The sequence below is a fragment of the Janthinobacterium sp. TPC_1 genome, assembly GCF_056037845.1.
The window spans coordinates 3,486,520-3,508,353 of sequence record NZ_CP195157.1; the positions used below are offsets into that span (position 1 = coordinate 3,486,520).

Here is a 21,834-nt window from a genome sequence, read left to right on the forward strand (position 1 = left end):
AAAAAAGCTGCCGGAGTCGCCTCCGGCAGCTTTTTTTAGTTCAACCCTTGCCTGGCAATCAGGCAAATGGCGTCAGCAGGGTGATCATCTGGCCAAAGATCTTCGGGCTGGCGGCGATGACGTCGCCCTTGTACAGGTAGTCCGATTCGCCGGAAAATTCACCGACGATGCCGCCCGATTCCGTGATCATCAGGGCGCCGGCGGCGATATCCCAGGGCTTCAAGCCTTTTTCGTAGAAGCCGTCCAGGCGGCCGCAAGCGACGTAGGCCAGGTCCAGCGCGGCCGAGCCAGCGCGGCGCACGCCCTGGCTGCGTTCGCCCATGATTGCGTACATCTTCAGGTATTCGTCCAGCGCGCGGGCGCTGCCGGCCACGTAGCCGGTGCCCAGCAGGGCGTTCGAGATGCGGTCCAGCTTGGTGACGCGGATGCGTTTTTCGTTCAGGTAGGCGCCGGCGCCCTTGGTGGCCGTGAACAGGTCGTTGCGGACCGGGTCGTAGATGACGGCTTGCGTGACGACGCCGCGATGCGCGAGGGCGATCGAGATGCAGTATTGCGGGAAGCCGTGGATAAAGTTGGTGGTGCCGTCCAGCGGATCGATGATCCACTGATATTCATTCTCGTCGTGCGAGTTGGCGGAAGCTCCCGATTCCTCAGCCAGGAACGCGTGGTCCGGGTAGGCTTTGGACAGCACCTCGATGATGGCTTGTTCGGCCGCCTGGTCGACGTCGGTGACGAAATCGTTATGTTGTTTTTCCGTGACGACGACGCGGTCGAGGTCAAAAGAGGCGCGATTGATGACGGCGGCGCCGCGGCGGGCGGCTTTGATCGCCGTGTTGAGCATTGGGTGCATGTGAGCTTCCGTTAAAAGCACGCGACCGCCCATGGCCGCCTTGCGGCGCCGGTACGGTAGAGTGCAAGAATGAATTAAAGAGCGGAGCGGTGCCGAAGTGGTTAAAATCCCGGCCTGGAGTCAGCGTTTTGTGACTCCGTTTCCCGAAATTTCCTGTATCGATACCGCGCAATAGCGCTATTTTAAATGAATCTGCCCGAAATCAACACGTCTCTTTTCAAACGCCTGCGATTTATTCTTGTCGAAACTAGTCGCTCTGGCAACATTGGCGCCGTCGCGCGCGCCATGAAAACGATGGGTTTTTCCGATCTGGTGCTGGTCAACCCCCGTTTTCCCGATGCCTTGACGGATGCGGAAGCGGTGGCCTTCGCCAGCGGCGCGCAGGATATCCTGTCCGGCGCGCGCATCGTCGGCTCGATCGCCGAGGCGCTCGAAGGCTGCAATTACGCGGCGGCCGTCTCGGCCCGGCTGCGCGAGTTCTCGCCGCCCGTCACGGCCCCGCGCGCCATCGCGGCCCAGCTGGCCGCCGGCGAAGACTTGCACGCGGCCGTCATCTTCGGCAACGAGCGCTTCGGCTTGCCCAACGAGATCGTCGAGCAGTGCAATGTGCTGATCAACATTCCCGCCAATCCCGAGTATTCCTCGCTGAACCTGTCGCAGGCGGCGCAGGTCGTCGCCTATGAATGCCGCGTGGCGGCCCTCGGCGACGGGCAAATCGCCAGTCCTGTCGGCTTCCACGGCGACGCGGCCAGCCTGGCGCAGGTCGACGGCATGTATGCGCACCTGGAACAGGCGCTGGTCGCCATCGATTTCCTCGACGCCGATAACCCGAAAAAGCTCATGCCCCGCTTGAAACGCCTGTTTTCGCGCACGGGGCTGGAAACGGAAGAAGTCAACATCCTGCGCGGCATCGCGCGGCATATCCTGGCGGTGGCGAAAAAAGGCCCATGATCGAGACGCGGCTGCTGCGCCAGTTCATCGCCGTCGCCGAGGAACTCAATTTCCGGCGCGCGGCCGAACGGCTGCACATGGCGCAGCCGCCGCTGTCGCAGGCGATTTTGCGGCTGGAAGAAGCGCTCGGCTATCCCGTATTCGAGCGCACCAACCGCAAGGTCAGCCTGACGCCGGCGGGCGATGCTTTTCTCGCCACGGCGCGCCAGGTGCTGGCCAGCCTGGAAGAGGGCGTGGCCGCCACGCGCCGCGTGGCGCAGGGCATCGAGGGCCATCTGCGCCTCAGTTTCATCCACATCACGCCGTATGCCCACGTATTGAACGCCTTGCGCGCGTTTCGCGCCGCTTCGCCCGCCGTGCAATTCACCTTGCGCGAAGCGTCGACGCGCAGCAGCAGGTCGAGTGGCTGGAGCGGGGCGAGGTCGATATCGCCCTGCTGCGCGCGCCCGGGCGCAGCACGCCGGGCCTGCGCTTCGAGCGCCTGTCCGGCGAAGACATCGTGATCGCGCTGCCGTCGGGCCACCGCTGCGCGGGGCAGGCGCGCGTGAACCTGGCGGACCTGGCCGGTGACGATTTCGTCGCTTCGCCGCGCGACCTGGGCCAGGGTTTCCACGACCAGCTGGCCAGCCTGTGCCTGCATGCGGGTTTCGTGCCGCGCGTGGCGCAGCAGGCGCGCCGCCTGCAAACGGTGCTGGGGCTGGTGGCGGCCGGCTTCGGCGTGGCCCTGCTGCCGGCCAGCCTGGCGTCGTCCAGGCCTGCCGGCGTCGTCATGCTGCCGCTGGCAAGCAGCGCGCCCGAGGCCTTGCGCCAGCTCGACCTGTACATGGCGTGGGACCCGCAGCGCACGTCTCCCGTGCGCGAGCGGCTGCTGGCGCAGCTGCGGCTGTCCGCTGTTCAATAAGACTTTAAGCGTCTCGTTTCAAGATAAATAAGATATTTTACAGATGATGGCCCAGGGGCCAGCATGGCGTTTTGATTGCCGGGAATGCCATGTCCAACGTTTCGCCACCCAGCCGCGCGCTGCCTCCTTCCATTTATTGGCTGTCCTTGTGCAGCTTTGCCTTCGGCTTGTCTGAATTCATCGCCGCCGGGCTGCTGACCCCCATGGCGCGCGACCTGCACGCCAGCGTGGCGGCGGCCGGCGGCGCTATCGCCGCGTATGCGCTGGGGGCGGCCATCGGCGCGCCCGTGCTGACGGCCCTGCTGGCGCGCCGGCCCGTGCGCCAGCTGCTGGTGGCCACCATGTTCGTGCTGGCGGCCGGCAGCGTGGCCATGGCGGCCGCGCCGGCGCTGGGCGCGCTGCTCGGTGTGCGCTTTGCCGTCGGCCTCGCGCATGGCGTGTTCATGGCCGTCGCTTCGCATGCGGCCACCAGCCTGGTCGACCCTTCCCGCGCGGGAAGGGCGCTGTCCATCGTCTGGCTGGGCCTGACCCTGGCGCTGGCCGGCGGCGTGCCGCTGGGGACGTGGCTGGGCGCCGTCTCGTCATGGCGCTGGGTATTTACGGCCATCGGCGTGCTGGCCCTGTGCGGCGGTGCCGGCTTGCTGTCCGCCATGCCGCGCACGCGCCCCTCTGCGCCCGCTGCACCGGCGCTGGCCAGCCTGCGCGCCATCCTGCAGCCGCCGCTGCTGCTGGCGGCCGGGGTGGCGGCGTTGGTCAGCGTGGCCACCTTCAGCTTTTTTACGTATGTATCTCCGTTCCTGCTGCAGCTGGGCGGGCTCGATGCGGGCTGGCTCAGCGCCGCCATGCTGTGCTTTGGCGCGTGCGCCATCGTCGGCAACCTGCTGGGCGGCTGGTGCGCGGACCGGCCCCACGCGCTGCGCTGCACCGTGCTGGCCCTGGCCGCACTGGCGCTCAACCTGCTTGGGTTGTATGCGCTGCGCACGCATCCGTTTGCCATGCTGGCCCTGTGCGGCACTTTGGGCTTGCTGTTCTTTGCCCTTGTGACCCTGTCGACCATGCGGCTGCTACGCCTGGCGCAGCAGCATTGCCCTGGCAGCGACGCCGTGGCGGCGGGCTTGAATATCGCCGCCTTCAATGCGGGCACGGCTGCTGGCGGGGCGCTGGGCGGCATGCTGATCGTCGCGTTTGGCTTGCCCGGCATCGCCATCGGCGGGGCGCTGGCGGCGCTGCTGGCCATGCTGCTGCTGTGCTTCCAGTCGCGCAAACTAGACGGCCCGCTCTAGTTTTTGCGTTCAAACGCCCACTGCCTTTGGCGTACACTGGCCTGCAAAAGGCGGTACACAACAAGGGGAGACACGGGAATGCGACGCAGATCGTTTCTGAAAATGGGCTTGCTGGGCGCCTGCGCGCTGGCCGCCAGCGGCGCCGCGTATCGGCTGGTGCGCGGGCCGGCGCCGCCGGGCCGTTTCGTGCTCGATGGCGAAGCGCGCGCGGCGCTGGCGGCCATCGTGCCGGCCATGCTGGGCAGCGCGCTGCCGCAGGATGCGGGCGCGCGGGCGGCGGCCCTCGATGGCGCCATCGCCGGCGCGGAGACGGCCATCCATGGTCTGCCCCTGGCGGCGCAGCAGGAAGTGCAGGATTTGTTCGGTTTGCTGGCGCTGGCGCCCGCGCGGCGCTTCGTCGCCGGCGTCAAGGATGGCTGGCAGGGCGCCGACCCGGCCCAGGTGGCCGCCTTTCTGCAGTCGTGGCGCACGCACCGCCTGGCCACCCTGCAGACGGCGTACCTGGCCCTGCACGATTTGATTCTCGGCGCCTGGTATGCCGATGCCGCCCACTGGGCCGCCATCGGCTATCCGGGGCCGCTGCCCGAACTGAGCGCATAAGGCATTCCATCCATGAGCACATCTCCCATTCCCGATCCCATCGCCGCCGGCATTGCGGCAGGCTGGAACGTCACCGACGCCAGCACCGTGGCCGCCGACCGCAGCTTCGAAGCGGACGTCGTCGTCATCGGCAGCGGTGCCGGCGGCGGCGTGACGGCGGAAATCCTCGCGCTGGCCGGCCTGAAAGTCCTGATCGTCGAGGAGGGCGGCTTGAAGTCATCGCAAGACTTCAAGATGCGCGAAGCGCAGGCCTATCCCGCGCTGTACCAGGAATCGGCCGCCCGCAAGACGCGCGACAAGGCCATCAATATCCTGCAGGGGCGCACGGTGGGCGGTTCGACCACTGTCAACTGGACCTCGAGCTTCCGCACGCCGCCCGGTACCCTCGACTACTGGCGCCAGCATTTTGGCTTGTCCGGCTATTCGGTGGACGCCATGGCGCCGTGGTTTGCCATGATGGAAAAACGCCTGCACGTGAGCGACTGGGCCGCGCCGCCCAAAAAAAACAACGACGACTTATTGCGCCGTGGCGCCGCGGCGCTGGGCATCCCCACGGCCGCCATCCGGCGCAATGTGAACGGCTGCTGGAACCTCGGCTACTGCGGCATGGGTTGCCCGACGAACGCCAAGCAGTCGATGCTGGTGACGACGATTCCGTCGGCGCTGGCGCTGGGCGCGGGCCTGCTCGTGCATGCGCGCGCCGAGCGTTTCACTTTCAAGGGCGAGCGCATCGACAGCCTGCAGGTGACGGCGCTGGACGCTGCCGGCCAGGCGCCGACGGGCGTGCGCCTGACGCTGCGCGCGAAACACTTTGTGCTGGCCGGCGGCGCCATCAACTCGCCGGCGCTGCTGCTGCGCTCGCAGGCGCCCGACCCGCACGGCTTGCTGGGCCGGCGCACTTTCCTGCATCCGACCGTGGTGTCGGCGGGCCTGTTCCCGCAACGCGTCGACGCCTATGCGGGGGCGCCGCAGACGATTTATTCCGACCATTTCCTGCACACGGCGCCCATCGACGGCCCCATCGGCTACAAGCTCGAAGCGCCGCCTTTGCACCCGCTGCTGATGGCCACCACCATGGGCGGCTTCGGCGACGAACATGCGCGCACCATGCGCGACTTTCCCCATGCGCACGCCTTGCTGGCGCTGCTGCGTGACGGCTTTCACCACGACTCGGCGGGCGGCAGCGTGTCCATCGACAGCTTCGGCGCGCCCGTGCTCGACTACCCGCTCACGCCCTTCATCTGGGATGGCGCGCGGCGCGCGCTGCTGTCGATGGCGGAAATCCAGTTCGCGGCCGGCGCGCGGAGCGTGTATCCCGTGCACGAGCTGGCCAGCCACTACACGAGCTGGGCGCAGGCGAAACAGGCCATCGGCGATTTGCCGATGAAGGCGCTGCTGACCAGGGTGGTCTCGGCCCACGTGATGGGCGGCTGCGCCATGTCGGACGATGCGCGCCTGGGCGTGACGGGCGCCGACGGCCGCTACCACGGCGTGCGCAACCTGTCCGTGCACGACGGCTCGCTGTTGCCCACCTCGATAGGCGCCAATCCGCAACTGACCTTGTATGCGCTGGCCGCGCGCCTGGCCAGCGGCCTGGCGCGGGAGCTGACGGGCAAGCCGGCACCCGTGCCCGCCCCAGCTTCCGCATGATCGCGCGCATCCTCAAATGGCTGATGCTGCTGCAGGTGCTGGCCGTGCTGGGCGTGGCGTACCTGGCCATGCAGGCGTGGGGCGTCGCCTCGCCCGTCGCGGCCCTGCTGCTGGGAGCTGCCATGCTGCTGGCCGTGCGCGCGCTCGTCGTGGCGCGCAATTTCTGGGACAGCCGGCGCCTGGGCAGTCCCGTGCCAGTGGACTATCAATTGGGTGTGCGGGGCGCCGCGCGCCTGTTCCTGGGCGAATTGCGCGCCACCCTGTGGACGTCGTCGTGGGGCATGCTGCGTCCGCGCCTGCACGTGGCCGACACCGTCACCGGGCAGGGGCCGCCCGTGCTGCTGATCCACGGCTATGTGTGCAACCGCGGCTACTGGACGAAGCTGAGCCGCCAGCTGGCGCAGGCGGGCATCGCGCACGACGGCATCGACCTGGAACCGATAGGCGCCGATATCGAGGAGTTCGTGCCGCAGGTCGAGCAAGCCATCGCGGCGCTGTGCGCCCGCACGGGCAGCGACCGCGTGATTCTCGTCGCCCACAGCATGGGCGGCCTGGTGGCGCGTGCCTGGCTGCGCCATTACGGCGCGGCCCGCGTGGCGCGCATCATCACCATCGGCACGCCGCACCACGGCACGGCGCTGGCCAATCTGGCGGCGGGGACGAATGCGCGGCAGATGAGCCGTATCGGTGGCGCACCGAGCGGCTGGCTGGCGCAGCTGGCCGCCAGCGAGACGCCGGAACTGCGCGCCCTGATCACGTCGATGTATTCGCACCACGATAATATTGTCGCGCCGCAAACTTCCGCCCACTTGCCCTGCGCGCGCAATCTGGCCTTTGGCGGCATCGGCCACGTGGCGCTGGCCAGCGACGCGCGCGTGCTGCGCCTGGTGCTGGCAGAAATCACTATCAAGAACGAAGTCGCCCGGCCCCCTTCGGCCCCCCATTTCGCCTGAATCGTGTTGTGTTTTATCTGCATGGCAAGACTGTCTCTTTTGACTCTGCTGTTGCCCGTGTTTAACAACGCAAGGGGCAGATAATGCTGTTTTCCACTGGCGTAGTGTATTAAGCTAACGTCGGAAGACGGCCGGTGGAAATTCGTTCTTGAGGCCGCTTCCGACCTTCCGCAGGCATCCGGCGGCCAGATATTTTTCTGGATGTATGGCAAGATGTTGTAGGATTGTTATGTAGCCCGCGCATGCGGAAAGATCAACGCAGGCAGAAAATGAGTCCATGCTGTTTTTATTGGGGGCGCTAATTGTCCGCACGTATCCTGATTATCGAAGATAACGCCACCAATATGGAATTGATGGTGTATTTGCTGCGTGCCTTCGGGTACACGCCGCTGGCCGCCTATGACGGTGAAGAGGGCGTGCGCATGGCGCGCAGCGAATTGCCCGACCTGATCATTTGCGATGTGCATTTGCCCAAGCTCGATGGCTATGGCGTGGTGGCGGAGCTGAAGAAAGACCCGCTGCTGCGCAAGATCCCGGCCCTGGCCGTAACGGCGCTGGCCATGGTGGGCGACCGCGAGCGCCTGCTCGAAGCGGGCTTCAATGGCTATATCGGCAAGCCGATCGAGCCCGACCTGTTCGTCGCGGAGCTGGAATCTTTTTTACCCGGGGCGCCGTCGACGCCAGTTAAAAACGACATAGCCACCATCCTGATCGTCGATGATCATGTGCTGAACCGCGAGTTCCTGACCGCATTGCTCGGTTACGGCGGCCACCGCCTGCTGGAGGCGGCCAATGGCGCCGATGCGCTGGAAATATTGCGCACCGAGCGGCCGGATCTGATCATTTCCGATATCCTCATGCCGAACATGGACGGCTACGAATTCGTCACGCGCGTGCATGCCGATCCCGCGCTGACCGACGTGCCCATCATCTTTTATACGGCCACCTACCGCGAGCAGGAAGCGATCCTGCTGGCGCAGGCGTGCGGCGTGCGCTGGGTGCTGCCCAAGCCGTCCGACCCGGAAGTCATCGTGCGCACCGTCAACGAGGCGCTGGGCTTGATGCCGGCGGCGCCGGGCGCGGGCGGCGGCGCGGTGCTTCCCGCCACGGGCAAGCTGGCCGGCATCGAGCACCAGGTCAGCGGCTATCTCGACGAGCTCGAGTCCAGCAGCCAGCAGATTTCGCAGCTGGCCAGCCAGCGCGAGGGCCACGCCGCCCTTCCCGAAGACCTGGGCGTCATGACGGAGCGCCTGTCGCGCTCGCTGTCCAGCCTGCAGGCGGTGAGCCTGCGCCTGACGGCCCTGATCGAACTCGGCATCGAGCTTGGCACCGAACGCGATCCGCGCGCCCTGATCGAGGCGGGCTGCAAGGTGGCGCAGAATATCTGCGTCTCCAGGTACGCTGCATCGGCGTGCTGGAAGAGGGCGCCGACAAGCTCAGCTATTTTTCCTCGTGCGGTGCCGAAAAAAACCTCGAGCGCATCGCCAGCGCGCCGCGCACGGGCATCCTGAACCGCTTGCTGGAACAGCGCCAGCCTTACCGCGTCAATGGCTTGAAGGGCGACCCGGGCGCGCTGGGCCTGCCCGACACCCACCCGCCCGTGCACTCCTTCCTGGGCGTGGCCATCGCCTCGCGCGAGCGCAGCCACGGCTGGCTGTACCTGGTCGACAAGCTGGGCGCGAACGAGTTTTCCGAAGTCGACGAGCGGGTCGCCGCCACGGTGGCGGCGCAGATCGCCGTCGCCTACGACAACCTGCTGCTGTACGACGAAATCAAGCGCCACCACGAGCAGCTGACCCTGGACATGGCGGCGCGCATCCGCCTCGATGAAGACTTGCGCCGCTTCCGCCTGGCGATGGACGCCACGGCCGACGCGATTTTCCTCGTCGACCGCGCCGGCATGTGCTGCTTCGTCGACGTCAACCAGACGGCTTGCCGCATGCTCGGTTTCGAACGCGAGGACTTCCTGCGCGTGGGGCCGGGCCGCGCGCACGAGGGCGAAGCCCAGCTCGAAGAGCTGTACAACAAGCTGCTGGCCGGCGACCAGGGCGGGCCGATGACGGAATTGCAGCTGCAGCGCAAGGATGGCTCGCCGCTGTCGGTGGAAGTGCAGCGGCGCACCCTGCGCTCGGGGCAGAGCTGGATCCTGGTGGCCGTGGCGCGCGACATCACCGAGCGCAAGGATGCCGAGCAGCGCCTGATGAAGCTGGCCCATTTCGATACCTTGACGGGCTTGCCGAACCGCAGCCAGTTCTTCGCCTCGCTGACCCATTCGCTGGCCCAGGCAGCCGAGCACCAGTGGGCCGTGGCCGTGCTGTTCATGGACATCGACCGCTTCAAGAACGTCAACGATACCCTGGGCCACACCATCGGCGACGACCTGCTGCGCCAGTTTTCCAGCCGCCTCGTCGATTGCCTGCGCGTGCGCGATACCATCGGCCGCTTTGGCGGCGATGAATTTGCCACCATCCTGGTGCTGCCCGAAGGCGCCCAGCATGCCGTGGGCGTGGTCGACAAGATCCGCGAGGCGATGCGCAAGCCCTTCGACCTGCAGGGCCACGAGGTGACGGTGACGGTCAGCATCGGCATTTCCGTGTTCCCCGAAGACGCGGCCGATGCCGACACCCTGATTCAATACGCCGACACGGCCATGTACCGCGCCAAGGAAGCGGGCCGCGACGCCTTCCGCTTCTTCACGGCGGAAATGAACGCGCAATCGATGGCGCGGCTGGACATGGAAAATGCCCTGCGGCGCGCCATCGACAACGAGGAATTCGTGCTGTTTTTCCAGCCCAAGGTGAATATCATCTCGGGGCGCATCAGCGGCGCCGAAGCCCTGATACGCTGGCGCCGTCCCGGCCACGGCATGGTCTCGCCGGCCCTGTTCATCCCCCTGCTGGAAGAAACGGGCCTCATCGTGCGCGTCGGTAACTGGGTGCTCGACGAAGCCTGCAGAAAGATCAGCGAGTGGGGCGCCAGCAGCATCGGGCCCGTGCACCTGTCCGTCAACGTGTCGGGCATCCAGTTTTTCGTCGGCGGCCTGGAAGAGGAAGTGCTCAAGGCGATCCGCAAGTACGACATCGCGCCCGAGCTGCTGGAGCTGGAGCTGACGGAAAGCTCGCTGATGTCGAATGCCGAGGAAACCATCTCCGTATTGCGCAATCTCAAGGCGTTGGGCATCCAGATTTCCATCGACGATTTCGGCACCGGCTATTCCAGCCTGGCCTACCTGAAACGTTTCCCCATCGACAAGCTGAAGATCGACATCGCCTTCGTGCGCGAAGTGACCAGCAATCCGGACGACGCGGCCATCGTGCTGGCCATCATCAGCATGGCGCACAGCATGAAGCTGGAAGTGATCGCCGAAGGCGTGGAAAACGATGCGCAACTGGCCTATCTGCGGCGCCACGGCTGTGACGAGATGCAGGGCTATTATTTCAGCCGCCCCGTGCCGCACGAGGAATTCGAGCAGATGTTGATGGGTGGCAAGTTGCTGCAGGCGCCGCAGGATACCGATAGCGAAGAGCAGCAAACCTTGCTGATCGTCGACGACGATGTCTTCATGCTCGACGTGCTCAGCGATTTCCTGGCGCAGGACGGCTACCGCATCCTCACGGCGCAGACGGCCGCCGAAGGCTTCGATATCCTGGCGCGCCACAAGGTGCAGGTGATCCTGTGCGACCAGTGCATGCCGCTCATGAGCGGCACCGAATTCATGGAGCGGGTCAAGCACCTGTGCCCCGACACCTTCCGCATCATGCTGTCGGCCTTTGCCGACCTGACGCCCATCATGGCGGCCATCAACCGCGGCGCCGTCGACCGCTTCTATACCAAGCCGTGGAAAGGCGCCGTGCTGCGCGAGAATATCCGCGAAGGCTTCCGCCTGCACAAGCTGCTGCATGGCCAGGTGAAGGCGGCGGCATAGGCGCTGGCCGCGTGCAAGCGACCGGCTGCCGCGTGCGCTGGCGCACCTTGGGGCGCAGCTCGCTATCGAATTAGACTCCCGTCTCTAGTTTTGCTCTCTAGAATAAAAAGCATCCATGGAGTGGCATGGCCTTTCACATGACGGGAGCTGGCGATGGTGAAGAAATTGAAGGACCTGGCGGAAGACAAGGAATTGGCGAACGCCGTGCGCTCGTCTGCGCAGCAGATCTGGCAAGCGGGCCTGGGCGCCTTCGCCAAGGCGCAGGAAGAGGGCGGGCGCGTGTTTTCCAGGCTGGTGAAGGAAGGCACGGAATTCCAGAAGCGTGCCGAAGACAAGGTGGCCGATGTCAGCGACAGCGTCGGCAAGCTGGCCGATGGCGTGGGCAAGCAGGCCAGCGGCTCCTGGGACAAGCTGGAGCAAGTGTTCGAAGAGCGCGTGGCGCGCGCCCTGGCGACCATTGGCGTGCCCATGCAGCACGACATCGTCGCGCTGCACGCCAGGATCGATGCCTTGAGCACGCAGGTGGAGGCACTGTCCGCCAAGCCCGCGCCGGCGGCCAGGCCGAAGGCAGGGGCCAAGCCTGCCGTGAAGGCGGCACCGAAGGCGGCACCGAAGGCGGCCGTCGTCAAGGCCCCGGCCAAGCCGGCTGCCAAGGCCGCGCCGCGCGCCGCAGCCAAGCCAATAAGCAAGCCAGTGGGCAAGCCCGCCGCCAGGCCGGCGGCGAAGAAAAAAGCACCGGCCGCCTGAGCTGGCGCAACATCCCTCCAGCCTGCTCGCGCAGGCTTTTTTTTGCCTGCGGTTTTCGCTGGCGCCGTGGGGCGCAGTGTTTCATTACGGCTATCTTAGGTGGTATGCTTGAGGCAGAACACAGAGAGATTGCCCGCCATGCTACAAAAAGCACCACGCCGTACCCGCGAACGCATCCTGGAGTTGTCGCTGCGCCTGTTCAACGAGTTTGGTGAGCCGAATATCACGACGACCGTGATCGCGGAAGAGATGAACATTTCGCCGGGAAACCTGTATTACCACTTCCGTAACAAGGACGACATCGTCAATTCGATCTTCGTCCAGTTCGAGGCGGAAATCGAACGCATCCTGACCGTGCCTGACGGGCGCCGCTCGAATATCGAGGATGTCTGGCTGTATCTGCACCTGATGTTCGAACTGATCTGGCGCTACCGTTTTTTTTACCGCGACCTCAATGATTTGCTCTCGCGCAACCGCAAGCTGGAATTGCACTTCAAATTGATCCTGGCGCACAAGATCAAGGTGGCCACGCAGCTGTGCGAAGACTTGCGCAGCGAACAGTCGCTCGAAGCGTCGGACATGGAAGTGGCTGCCATGGCGACGAATATGGTGGTCGTTGCCACCTACTGGCTGTCGTACGAGTATGTGCGCAACCCGCGCAAGTACAGCGAGCAGCAATCGATGTCCGATGCGCTGGCGCGCGGCTGCTACCAGGTGCTGTCCCTGATCGGGCGTATTTGCGCAATGAAACGCATTTGCTGTTTCGCAAACTGTCGGAAGAGTATGTGACCAAACTCAAGAACGACTGACGCGGCTGCTGGCGCCGCGTCGTCATTTACAGGAGAGATCGATGGCTTGGAAACAATTTCCCTATCCGGACGAGGCATATGTCTACACGCCGCAGACCCTGGAAGCGGCCTGGGCGCGCCTGCATGCGGGCGATGTGGAACCGTTTCCCACGCACCCGGCGCTGGTGCAAGCCTGGCTGGCCTTCCATGCGGGCGACTTCGAGCGCGCCGTGAAGCTGGGCCTGGCCATCGGCGTGCCCGGCTATGCGGTGGCGCACAAGGCGACCTGCATCTATGCCACGCACCTGGAAGTGGACGACAGCCAGAAACTCGACATGTACGAAGAAGTGGCCGAGCGCTGCGAGCGCCAGCAGAGCGAGCAGCCGGACAATCCGGCCGGCTACTACTGGCATGCCTACAGCCTGGGCCGCTATGCGCTGGGCACCTCCGTCGTCAAGGCCCTGGCGCAAGGCATGGGCGCGCGCGTGCGAAACAGCCTGGACCGCACGATGACGGTGGCGCCCATGCATGCGGAAGCGCATATCGCGTTTGGGATTTATCATACGGAAATTATCGACAAGGTCGGCGCCATGATCGGCAGCCTGACCTACGGCGCCAACAAGGAAGACGGCTACCAGCACTTCAAGACGGCGCTGGCTCTGACGCCGTATTCGGCGCTGGCGCACAGCGAATATGCGCGCGCGTTGAATATGCTCGATGGAAAGAAAAAGCTGGCGGAAGCGCTGGCCCTGTATGAAAAGGCGGCCCAGTGCGTGGCACTGGACGCCAAGGAGCGCCTCGAGGTCGAGGCGGCGATCGATGAATTGAAAGGGTAGGGATTACTGTGATCAAGGCTTTATGTGTGTATTGCGGCGCCAACGCGGGCGTCTCGCCCGACTATGCGGTGGCGGCGCGCGAACTGGCGCGCGTGCTGGTGGCGGAAAATATCTCGCTCGTGTACGGCGGCGGCAAGGTGGGCCTGATGGGCGTGATCGCCGACGAAGTGCTGCGCCTGGGCGGCGAGGTGACGGGCGTGATCCCGACCCAGCTGGTCGAGCGCGAAGTGGGCCACATGGGCTTGACGCGCCAGTTCATCGTGAAGGACATGCACGAGCGCAAGGCGATGATGGCCAGCCTGTCCGATGCCTTCATCGCCATGCCCGGCGGCTACGGCACCCTGGAAGAGCTGTTCGAGATGCTGACCTGGGCCCAGCTGGGCTTGCACGCCAAGCCCATCGGCTTGCTCAATGTCGACCGTTTTTATGATGGCTTGATCGCCTTCGTGCAAAACGGCAAGGAGCAGGGTTTCATCCGTCCGCAGCACGCCGCTTTCCTGAACGCCGATGCCGATCCCGCAGCGCTGGTGCAGCGCCTGAAGGAGTGCGCGCCCTAGTATTGTCGGTGCGATGCGATATGGCCATGCCCTGAAAAGTGCATGGCTTTTTTTATTTCTACACGGAAAAATTGATCGAGCTCAACAATTCAATTAATAAAAATATGTCCAGAATGTTTCTCTGTATGCATGTTTTTTTGAAAATGAAGATGCTTTTTATATATGAATGTGGTCTACTGGCGTTGTTCAAAAGACAGGTCGTCGGACGCCCGGTGCAGCGCTTCCCGCGCTCCCGCGACGACGCCCAGGAATTGCAAGTTGCCACAATCTCGCCACTTCATCATCTTGAAAGGATGCTATTTTGAAACCAATGACCTTCTTGCGCGCGACCGCCGTCGCCGCCATCCTCGCCGCTGGCGGTGCCCACGCACAAAGCACCACCATCGGCTTCGATGCGCTGGAGCAGCCCGGCATCTTCGGTTCCGTCTTCAACTCCTATTCCGAAGGGGGCTACGATTTCGACAGCAGCTTCCTGGGCCTGTTGAGTTCTGCCCATCAAAGCAACTTTGCCTATGCGGGCTCGGCCGGCCTTGGCGCCACGGTGCTGACGACGACAACCTTGAGCCGTACCGATGGCGCGGCCTTTTCGCTCAGCTCGATCAGCCTGGCTGACTTCGTGAGCTTGCCAGGCTCCTACGATGTCACGTTCGTCGGCCACCAGGTAGGCGGCGGCACGGTGACCCAGACCTTCAGCCTCGATGGCAGCCACACGTTCAGCGATTACACGTTCACGGGCTTCAACAACCTGCTGTCGGCATCGTGGAAGGAAGGCGCCTTCCACACCTTCCAGGTCGATAACATCGCCGCCAGCGTGAGCGCCGTGCCGGAACCTGCCACGTATGGCATGTTGCTGGGCGGACTGGGCCTGCTGGCCTTTTTGCGCCGCCGCAAGAACGCGGCCTGAGCCTGACCATGGCGCCGGCTTTGCCGGTCCGCGCGTAAAAAAAAGCCGCCACTTGGCGGCTTTGTCATGCTTTCCGGCACTGGCCGTCACGACCACAGGCGCTGGCCCGACAGGTCGAGCTGGGTCAGGTACAGCCGTACGTCGAATTCGTACTGGTGGTATTGCGGTTCCATATACGTGCACAGCTTGTAGAAAGCCTTGTCGTGTTGCTTTTCCTTCACGTGCGCCAGTTCGTGCACGGCGATCATGCGCAGGAATTCCAGCGGCACTTCCTTGAACATGGTGGCCACGCGGATTTCATGCTTGGCCTTGAGCTTGCCACCCTGCACGCGCGAAATCGAAGTGTGCAAGCCCAGCGCATGCTGGATCACATGGATCTTGCTGTCGAACGCCACCTTGTTGATGGGCTCGGCATTGCGCAGGAATTCATTCTTCAAATCCTGCACATACTGGTATAAAGCCTTGTCATTGCGCACGTCATGCGCGTTCGGGTAGCGTTTTAACAACACTTCGCCCAGCTTGTCCTGCGCGATCAGTTGCTGCACTTGCGTTTGCGTTTGTTCGGAATAGGCGCTCAGGTATTTCAGGGATGGCTGCATGCGGGGGCGGGCGGGGCGCGGAGGTGTCGGTAAGGCGAGAATGTACCATACCGCCGCGCCCCGCGTGCTGCACCTGCCCCGGCACGGGGCTGCCGCAGCCGCCCCGTGCCGTCGTCAAGCCGGCCGTCAACCCTTGTCGTCCTCGTCCTTGTTGCCCTGCCGGCCAGTCTTCGATTGCTGCTCGGTGCTGCCGCTGCGTGCCGCCGTGCTGCTGCGGCTTTCATTGGCGCGCTGGGCCGATTGCCGGCTTTCACCGCCCTTGCGGCCGATTTCCGCCATGTGTTCGCGGTTGCGGCTGACGGCTTCGCCCCCTTTCTGTCCGGCCCGGCGCGCTTCTTCCGAGTCGAATTCATGCGCCGTGCCCTTTTGATGGGCTGCCTGGCCGCCCTTGCTGGCGATTTCGCGCTGCTGCTCCTCGTTCATGGCGGCGAAGCCGCGCTTGCTCGTGCCTTTGGTGCTGCCCGCTTCGCCGGCTTTCTGGCTGCTGCCAGCGCCTTTGCCCTGTTCATTACCTTGATTGCTAGCCATGTCGCTCTCCTTGCTGTCGAGTGGTGGTGTTCAATGTGCCTGATCGGATTGCCGGCTGGTATCGCGGCTGCGGGCCACAACGTCGCTGCGGCCCGCGGCATGCATTTTTTCGATCATTTCACGCTGGCGCTGCGTGGCTTTTTCCGTTTCTTCCGCCGTCTTGCGCACCACTTCGTCAGCGAAGGCCACGGCCGTGCGGCTCGCTTCGGGCAGGTGGTTTTCTGCCGTGCGGTTCATCTCGACATTGGCGTTGGCCATGAGGTTGCCGAGCTGATGCTGGTACTGCTGCAGCTTGTTGCTGCCGGGCTGCAGCTGCGCGGCCGCCAGCGACATGAATTCGCCCGTGTCGCGCGCGGACAGCAGCTGCTGGCTGGCGTTGCTCCATTCCTGCAGCAGATCTTGCGCCAGCCGCAGATGGAGTTCGCTCAGTTGCTGCGCTGTATCGAACAGCTTGCGCGATAGTTCCGTGGCGAAATTGCACTGGGCCTCCAGGTGGGACTTCAGGGCGGGGCTGAGACTGGGGGAAAGACTGTTTGTGAACATGTTCTACCTCAATGAAAAGCTGATTCAGAAAACACCCGGTGCACCGGATGCGACGTATGGTGAAACAAGCAAAGGGATAGACGCCGGATGGCGTGCCAGGTTCCATGGCGGATGGGGGTTTGGCGCGAGAATGGCCGCTGGCCGCCAGAAAAACGCGATGACTTTGTGCCAGATCAAATGAACGTCAATCGGTTTGCCGGCGCCGCCGCCATGCCGCTTGTGTGGAAAATGCAGGTTTACAGGCCCGGCCGTGCGACAATAGCCGGCTCGCGGCAGCGCAGCCGATGGCCGGCGCGCGTGGCTGAGCCGAGCATCGCCTTACTTTTTTACCTATTTCCGCGACCATGACGCATCCCGAATACATCCTGACCCTGTCCTGCCTGGACCAGCGCGGCATCGTGCACCGCGTCTCCGGCTTCCTGGCCGAACGTGGCTGCAACATCCTCGATTCCGCCCAGTTCGGCGACCAGGAATCCCAGCTGTTCTTCATGCGCGTGCATTTCGCGCTGGAAGACGGCGCCGTCAGCGACGCCCAGTTGCGCAGCGACTTCGCCGCCCTGTCGCAAGCCATGCAGGTCAACGGCCCCTTCCACGGCCAGCTGCACGATGCGCGCGTCAAGCCGCGCGTGATGCTGATGGTGTCGAAGATCGGCCATTGCCTCAACGATTTGCTGTTCCGCTACAAGAGCGGCTTGCTGAACGTGGAAATTCCCGCCATCGTGTCGAACCACATGGAGTTCTACCAGCTGGCGGCCAGCTACAATATTCCCTTCCACCACCTGCCGCTGGCGGCCGGCGCGCCGGAAGCGGCCAAGCTGGCGCAGGAAGCGAAGATCCTCGACCTGATGGACACGCACAAGATCGACCTGGTGGTGCTGGCACGCTACATGCAGATTCTGTCGCCGGGCCTGTGCCAGGCGCTCGACGGCCGCGCCATCAATATCCACCATTCCTTCCTGCCCAGCTTCAAGGGCGCCAAGCCGTATGCGCAGGCGCATCACCGCGGCGTCAAGCTGATCGGCGCGACGGCCCATTTCGTCACGGGCGACCTGGACGAAGGCCCGATCATCGAGCAGGACGTCGAGCGCGTCGACCATGCGATGGATGCGGAAACCCTGACGGCCATCGGCCGCGACGTCGAGTGCGTGGTGCTGGCGCGCGCCGTGAAATGGTTCGTCGAGCACCGTATCCTGAAAAATGGCGACAAGACGGTGGTTTTCCGCTGATACCGACTTCACAATTCACTTTACCGAGACAGAAACACGATGGCCCTCAAAGCAACAATTTTCAAAGCCGATCTGCAGATCGCCGACATGGACCGCAATTACTACCAGGATCACGCGCTGACCCTGGCGCGCCACCCGTCCGAAACGGACGAGCGCATGATGGTGCGCCTGCTGGCGTTCGCCATCCACGCCAACGAGGCGCTGACCTTTACCAAAGGCCTTTTCGACACGGAAGAGCCGGACCTGTGGCAGAAGGACTTGACGGGCGCCATCGAGCTGTGGATCGAAGTGGGCCAGCCCGATGAAAAACGCATCCTGAAGGCGTGCGGCCGTTCGGAGCAGGTGATCGTCTACAGCTATGGCGCAACCAGCCACATCTGGTGGAAGCAGATCGCCAATAAACTGGAACGGGCGAAGAACCTGACCGTGATTAACCTGCCGTCTGACGCGGCGCAAGAGATGAGCAAGCTGGCGCAACGCACCATGCAGCTGCAATGCACGATCCAGGATGGCCAGATCTGGCTGACCGACAGCGTCAACACGGTGCTGATCGACCGCGAACCGGTGAAGCCGGCGCGCTGAAGTTGACTGTCTGAAACGCAAAAAGCCCGGATCGCTCCGGGCTTTTTGCGTTGCGGCGCCGCTTTACGGGGCCGCGTCTTCGTCGTTGCTGACGATCACCAGCAACTGCGCCTGCTGCGCGCCGATGCTGCGCGTGCGGTGCGGAATCAGCGCGTTGAAATACACGGAGTCGCCCGTGTGCAATTGCACGGTTTCCTGCGGGAATTCGATTTCAATCGTGCCCTGGTGCACGAACAGGAATTCCTCGCCCGCATGTTCCTTGAAGGCGGAGGCGGCGAAATCGGGCGCCGGATACACCATGAAGGGCAGCATTTTCTTCGGTGCCACGCCGGCGGCGATGCTGGCGAAATGCGGCAGCGGCGGCGTCGCGCCCGCGCTGCCCGGATCGCCGGCGCGCGTGATGGTCACGGCCGCCTGCCGGTGGCTGTCGCTGAACAGCTGCTCCACGTCCACCTGCATCGCGTGCGACAGTTTCAGCGCCACGGCGATCGAGGGCACGCTCAGGCCCCGCTCCACCTTGGACAGGTAACTCTTCGTCAAGCCGCTTTTTTCCGCCAGCTGTTCCAGCGTCCAGCCCTTGTGTTTTCTCAGCAGTTTCAGACGCATAGCCATGGTTGCATCGGTCGATTTAAAAAAACTATTGTACCTCATGACACAAAGTGTCCTAAAATATACACTCAGTTTCCTTGGATTGGGTTGCACGGCTGCTGCCGTGCATGCCGGGAAGCGTAGTCAGCATGAGTGAAGGAAAGACGATGCAGCAAAATACTCCATATGAAGTCGCCGCCCCGGGCGCCAGCCTGGCCTTGTCGAAAGACGCACTGGTGGCCATCGCCGAGCGGCGCCTGGCCAGCGTCACACCGAACAGCCCGTGGTCGGCGCGGCAAACCCTGGCGCTGTCCTGCCGCATCCTGTTCGATGGCGGGCATGATTCCGGCCTGGCAGGGCAGATCAGCTGCCGTGGCAGCCAGGACGGCACGTTCTACACGCAACAGCTGGGCCTGGGCTTCGATGAAATCACGGCCAGCAATCTGCTCGAGGTCGACCATGACCTGCGCGTGGTGCATGGCGAGGGCATTCCCAACCCGGCCAACCGCTTTCACAGCTGGATCTACCGCCAGCGCCCGGACGTGGCCTGCATCATCCACACGCATCCCACGCACGTGGCGGCGCTGTCGATGCTGGAGCAGCCGCTGCAGGTGTCGCACATGGATACCTGCCCCCTGTTCGACGATTGCGCCTTCCTGCCCTCGTGGCCGGGCGTGCCGGTAGGAAATGAAGAAGGCGAGATCATCGCCGGCGCCCTGGGAGACAAGCGCGCCATCCTGCTGGCCCATCACGGCCAGCTGGTGGTGGGCCGCACGGTGGAAGAGGCGTGCATGCTGGCCTTGCTGATGGAACGGGCAGCCCGCCTGCAACTGCTGGCCATGGCGGCGGGCACCATCCTGCCCTTGCCGCCGGCCCTGGCGCGCGAGGCGCACGACTGGATTTCCACGGCCCGGCGCGATACGGTGACCTTCGCCTATTACGCGCGGCGCGCCCTGCGCCAGCATGCCGACTGCCTGGCATAACGACACTCACCGGAGAACACGACATCATGCAAACCTTATTTCACGGCATCATTGCCTATCCTGTCACCCCGTTCACGGCCGATGGCGGCGACGTCGACCTGCCGCGCCTGCAGCAACTGATCGAGCGCCTGATTGCCGACGGCGTGCACAGCATCGCCCCGCTGGGCAGCACGGGCGAGAGCGCCTACCTGCAGGACGCGGAGTGGGATGCCGTCGCCGCCACGTCGCTGGCCGCCGTCGCCAGGCGCGTGCCCACGGTGGTGGGCATTTCCGACCTGACTACGGCGGGCGCCATGCGCCGCGCCCGCTTTGCGGAAAAGCAGGGCGCCGACGCGGTGATGGTCTTGCCCGTGTCGTACTGGAAATTGAGCGAGGAAGAAATCGTGCGCCACGTGGCGCGCATCGGCGACGCCGTGGGCATTCCGGTCATGCTGTACAACAATCCGGCCACCAGCGGTATCGATATGTCGCCCGAGCTGATCGTGCGCATCTGGCGCGAGGTGCCGAATGTGACGATGGTCAAGGAAAGCACGGGCGACATCCAGCGCATGCACCGGCTGGCGCAGCTGAGCGGGGGGAAGTTGCCGTTCTACAACGGCAGCAATACCCTGGCCTTTGCCGCGCTGGCGGCCGGCGCCCGCGGCTGGTGCACGGCCGCGCCCAACCTGCATGCGGGCTTGCCGCTGGCCCTGCCCTGTATGCGGCCGTGCAGGCGGGCGACCTGGCGCGGGCGCGTGAACTGTTCTTCCAGCAATTGCCATTGCTGCAATGCCTGATGAAAGGGGGCTTGCCGCCCACCGTCAAGGCGGGGCTGGCGCTGCGGGGCTTTGATGTGGGTACGCCGCGTGCGCCGCTGCAGCCGCTGGGCGAGGCGGCCACGCGCGAGCTGGCCGCCGTGCTGGCCGGCCTGACGGCTTAATTCGGCGCGGCACCCAGGCGCTTGATGCTGCTTGAGCGCTGCATGCTGCGGCTGATGCGCGGATCGCCGTAGTAGCTCACTTCGCCCGAGCCGCCGATGCTGATGGTCAAGTCATCCTTGGCCCACACTTGCGCCTCGCCCGAGCCGCCGATGCTCACCTGCACTTCGCGCGCGGCCAGGCGGCCCGCCTGGATATTGCCCGAGCCGCCGATCGAGGCCGTCAGCTGCTCCGTCTTGCCGCTGGCCTTGAAGTTGCCGCTGCCGCCGATGGCGATGGAAACCTGGCGGCTGTCGAGGTCGCGCGCATCGATGGAGCCGGAGCCGCCCACGTCGAAGCGCAGCTTTTCCGCGCGCAAGCCCGTTGCCGTGATGTTGCCCGAGCCGCCCACGCTGATGCGTTCCACCTGGCGCGCCTGGATGACGATGGTCAGGCTGCTCTGGCGGAAGTTGGCGTTGCGCTTGGCGGGGCGGATGCGCAGGGTGCCGTTTTCCACCGCCGTGTCGATCAGCGGCAGGATATTGTCGTCAGCCTCGATGGTGACGCTGTCCGTGTTGCCAATCCGCAATTCGACCGTGCCCGGCACGTTCAGCGCCACGGCATGGAAATTGCCTACTTCGCGCGTCTGCTTTTGCAGCTTGCCGCTGCCCTGGATGCTGTTGCCGGAAATCCAGTCGAGCGCGACGCCAGCGCCGGCGCGGCCGGGATGGCCAGCGCGCAGGCGGCCAGCAGCAGGGCGGTGGCATGGCGGCGGTGGAAAAGTGGCTGTGTCATTCTTGCTCCCTGTGTTGAATTGGTATAAGTGCATGGTATGCCAGCCGGCCGCGCCTGCGTACCGCGCTGCGACAGACTGCACCGGCAGCGGCATGGAATGCAGGAGGATGCGACAGGATGGCATGAGGTATCATGCGGGTATTGGACAT

The 21,834-nt window shown here is 64.4% G+C and carries 20 protein-coding genes and 4 pseudogenes; 18 read left to right on the top strand and 6 right to left on the bottom strand.

The features are described from left to right. Positions 1 to 58: 58 nt before the first annotated feature. Entirely contained in the window at positions 59 to 841 is a 783-nt protein-coding gene (locus ACQVLG_RS17165; RefSeq protein ID WP_034758799.1) for an inositol monophosphatase family protein, read from the bottom strand. A gap of 195 nt (positions 842 to 1,036) precedes the next feature. Here ACQVLG_RS17165 and ACQVLG_RS17170 point away from each other — a divergent pair, with 195 nt between their 5' ends. From ACQVLG_RS17170 to ACQVLG_RS17230, 13 genes and pseudogenes are all read left to right on the top strand, one after another. Continuing rightward, complete coding sequence (locus tag ACQVLG_RS17170; protein ID WP_230541716.1) at positions 1,037 to 1,801, top strand: RNA methyltransferase; 765 nt, start codon at positions 1,037 to 1,039, stop codon at positions 1,799 to 1,801. Continuing rightward, positions 1,798 to 1,923, top strand: a pseudogene (locus ACQVLG_RS17175) (LysR family transcriptional regulator); the annotation flags it as partial. The gene ACQVLG_RS17170 and the pseudogene ACQVLG_RS17175, both read left to right, overlap by 4 nt. 239 nt (positions 1,924 to 2,162) lie before the next feature. Further along, entirely contained in the window at positions 2,163 to 2,702 is a 540-nt protein-coding gene (locus ACQVLG_RS17180) for a LysR family substrate-binding domain-containing protein (protein ID WP_474295687.1), read from the top strand. A gap of 89 nt (positions 2,703 to 2,791) precedes the next feature. Then, the gene (locus tag ACQVLG_RS17185) at positions 2,792 to 3,985 is read left to right on the top strand and encodes an MFS transporter (RefSeq protein WP_474290335.1); all 1,194 of its coding nucleotides are present in this window, start codon (positions 2,792 to 2,794) and stop codon (positions 3,983 to 3,985) included. Between the two features lie 78 nt (positions 3,986 to 4,063). Beyond that, the gene (locus ACQVLG_RS17190; protein WP_474290336.1) at positions 4,064 to 4,585 is read left to right on the top strand and encodes a hypothetical protein; all 522 of its coding nucleotides are present in this window, start codon (positions 4,064 to 4,066) and stop codon (positions 4,583 to 4,585) included. A gap of 12 nt (positions 4,586 to 4,597) precedes the next feature. Next, entirely contained in the window at positions 4,598 to 6,235 is a 1,638-nt protein-coding gene (locus tag ACQVLG_RS17195) for a GMC family oxidoreductase N-terminal domain-containing protein (protein ID WP_474290337.1), read from the top strand. Beyond that, positions 6,232 to 7,188, top strand: coding sequence for an alpha/beta hydrolase (locus tag ACQVLG_RS17200; protein WP_474290338.1), 957 nt, complete (start codon positions 6,232 to 6,234; stop codon positions 7,186 to 7,188). Before ACQVLG_RS17195 ends, ACQVLG_RS17200 begins: the two co-directional genes overlap by 4 nt. Before the next feature lie 302 nt (positions 7,189 to 7,490). Continuing rightward, positions 7,491 to 11,113, top strand: a pseudogene (locus tag ACQVLG_RS17205) (EAL domain-containing protein). Between the two features lie 153 nt (positions 11,114 to 11,266). Further along, positions 11,267 to 11,860 carry a phasin family protein gene (locus tag ACQVLG_RS17210; RefSeq protein ID WP_474290339.1) on the top strand — a complete coding sequence of 198 codons (594 nt, stop codon included), beginning with the start codon at positions 11,267 to 11,269 and terminating at the stop codon, positions 11,858 to 11,860. 138 nt (positions 11,861 to 11,998) lie between these two features. Continuing rightward, positions 11,999 to 12,669, top strand: a pseudogene (locus ACQVLG_RS17215) (TetR/AcrR family transcriptional regulator). A 41-nt stretch (positions 12,670 to 12,710) separates the two neighbouring features. Next, the gene (locus tag ACQVLG_RS17220) at positions 12,711 to 13,484 is read left to right on the top strand and encodes a tetratricopeptide repeat protein (RefSeq protein ID WP_230541708.1); all 774 of its coding nucleotides are present in this window, start codon (positions 12,711 to 12,713) and stop codon (positions 13,482 to 13,484) included. A gap of 11 nt (positions 13,485 to 13,495) precedes the next feature. Next, the gene (locus ACQVLG_RS17225; RefSeq protein ID WP_046682536.1) at positions 13,496 to 14,041 is read left to right on the top strand and encodes an LOG family protein; all 546 of its coding nucleotides are present in this window, start codon (positions 13,496 to 13,498) and stop codon (positions 14,039 to 14,041) included. Between the two features lie 310 nt (positions 14,042 to 14,351). Further along, the gene (locus ACQVLG_RS17230; protein WP_230541843.1) at positions 14,352 to 14,945 is read left to right on the top strand and encodes a PEP-CTERM sorting domain-containing protein; all 594 of its coding nucleotides are present in this window, start codon (positions 14,352 to 14,354) and stop codon (positions 14,943 to 14,945) included. 86 nt (positions 14,946 to 15,031) lie between these two features. Here ACQVLG_RS17230 and ACQVLG_RS17235 read toward each other — a convergent pair whose 3' ends face one another. The 3 genes from ACQVLG_RS17235 to ACQVLG_RS17245 all read right to left on the bottom strand — a co-directional run bounded on the left by ACQVLG_RS17235 (position 15,032) and on the right by ACQVLG_RS17245 (position 16,615). Continuing rightward, positions 15,032 to 15,544 (bottom strand): YgjP-like metallopeptidase domain-containing protein, encoded by a 513-nt coding sequence (locus ACQVLG_RS17235; protein WP_474290340.1) that lies wholly within the window; start codon positions 15,542 to 15,544, stop codon positions 15,032 to 15,034. A 126-nt stretch (positions 15,545 to 15,670) separates the two neighbouring features. Further along, complete coding sequence (locus ACQVLG_RS17240; RefSeq protein ID WP_230541706.1) at positions 15,671 to 16,072, bottom strand: KGG domain-containing protein; 402 nt, start codon at positions 16,070 to 16,072, stop codon at positions 15,671 to 15,673. A gap of 30 nt (positions 16,073 to 16,102) precedes the next feature. Next, positions 16,103 to 16,615 carry a phasin family protein gene (locus tag ACQVLG_RS17245; protein ID WP_474290341.1) on the bottom strand — a complete coding sequence of 171 codons (513 nt, stop codon included), beginning with the start codon at positions 16,613 to 16,615 and terminating at the stop codon, positions 16,103 to 16,105. Here ACQVLG_RS17245 and ACQVLG_RS17250 point away from each other — a divergent pair. The 3 genes from ACQVLG_RS17250 to ACQVLG_RS17260 all read left to right on the top strand — a co-directional run bounded on the left by ACQVLG_RS17250 (position 16,608) and on the right by ACQVLG_RS17260 (position 18,423). Then, positions 16,608 to 16,796 carry a hypothetical protein gene (locus ACQVLG_RS17250; RefSeq protein WP_474290342.1) on the top strand — a complete coding sequence of 63 codons (189 nt, stop codon included), beginning with the start codon at positions 16,608 to 16,610 and terminating at the stop codon, positions 16,794 to 16,796. The two genes, ACQVLG_RS17245 and ACQVLG_RS17250, sit on opposite strands and share 8 nt — an antisense overlap. A gap of 163 nt (positions 16,797 to 16,959) precedes the next feature. Then, positions 16,960 to 17,841 carry a formyltetrahydrofolate deformylase gene (purU, locus tag ACQVLG_RS17255; protein WP_474290343.1) on the top strand — a complete coding sequence of 294 codons (882 nt, stop codon included), beginning with the start codon at positions 16,960 to 16,962 and terminating at the stop codon, positions 17,839 to 17,841. 39 nt (positions 17,842 to 17,880) lie between these two features. Further along, entirely contained in the window at positions 17,881 to 18,423 is a 543-nt protein-coding gene (locus ACQVLG_RS17260) for a YaeQ family protein (RefSeq protein WP_076570317.1), read from the top strand. A gap of 63 nt (positions 18,424 to 18,486) precedes the next feature. Here ACQVLG_RS17260 and ACQVLG_RS17265 read toward each other — a convergent pair whose 3' ends face one another. Continuing rightward, entirely contained in the window at positions 18,487 to 19,035 is a 549-nt protein-coding gene (locus ACQVLG_RS17265) for a helix-turn-helix domain-containing protein (RefSeq protein ID WP_230541701.1), read from the bottom strand. A gap of 143 nt (positions 19,036 to 19,178) precedes the next feature. Here ACQVLG_RS17265 and ACQVLG_RS17270 point away from each other — a divergent pair, with 143 nt between their 5' ends. Beyond that, the gene (locus ACQVLG_RS17270; RefSeq protein WP_474290344.1) at positions 19,179 to 19,994 is read left to right on the top strand and encodes an aldolase; all 816 of its coding nucleotides are present in this window, start codon (positions 19,179 to 19,181) and stop codon (positions 19,992 to 19,994) included. Positions 19,995 to 20,020: 26 nt separating this feature from the next. Then, positions 20,021 to 20,913: pseudogene (locus ACQVLG_RS17275) on the top strand (dihydrodipicolinate synthase family protein). Here the strand turns inward: ACQVLG_RS17275 and ACQVLG_RS17280 are convergent. Then, entirely contained in the window at positions 20,910 to 21,719 is an 810-nt protein-coding gene (locus ACQVLG_RS17280; protein WP_474290345.1) for a head GIN domain-containing protein, read from the bottom strand. The pseudogene ACQVLG_RS17275 and the gene ACQVLG_RS17280 overlap by 4 nt on opposite strands. Positions 21,720 to 21,834: the final 115 nt, after the last annotated feature.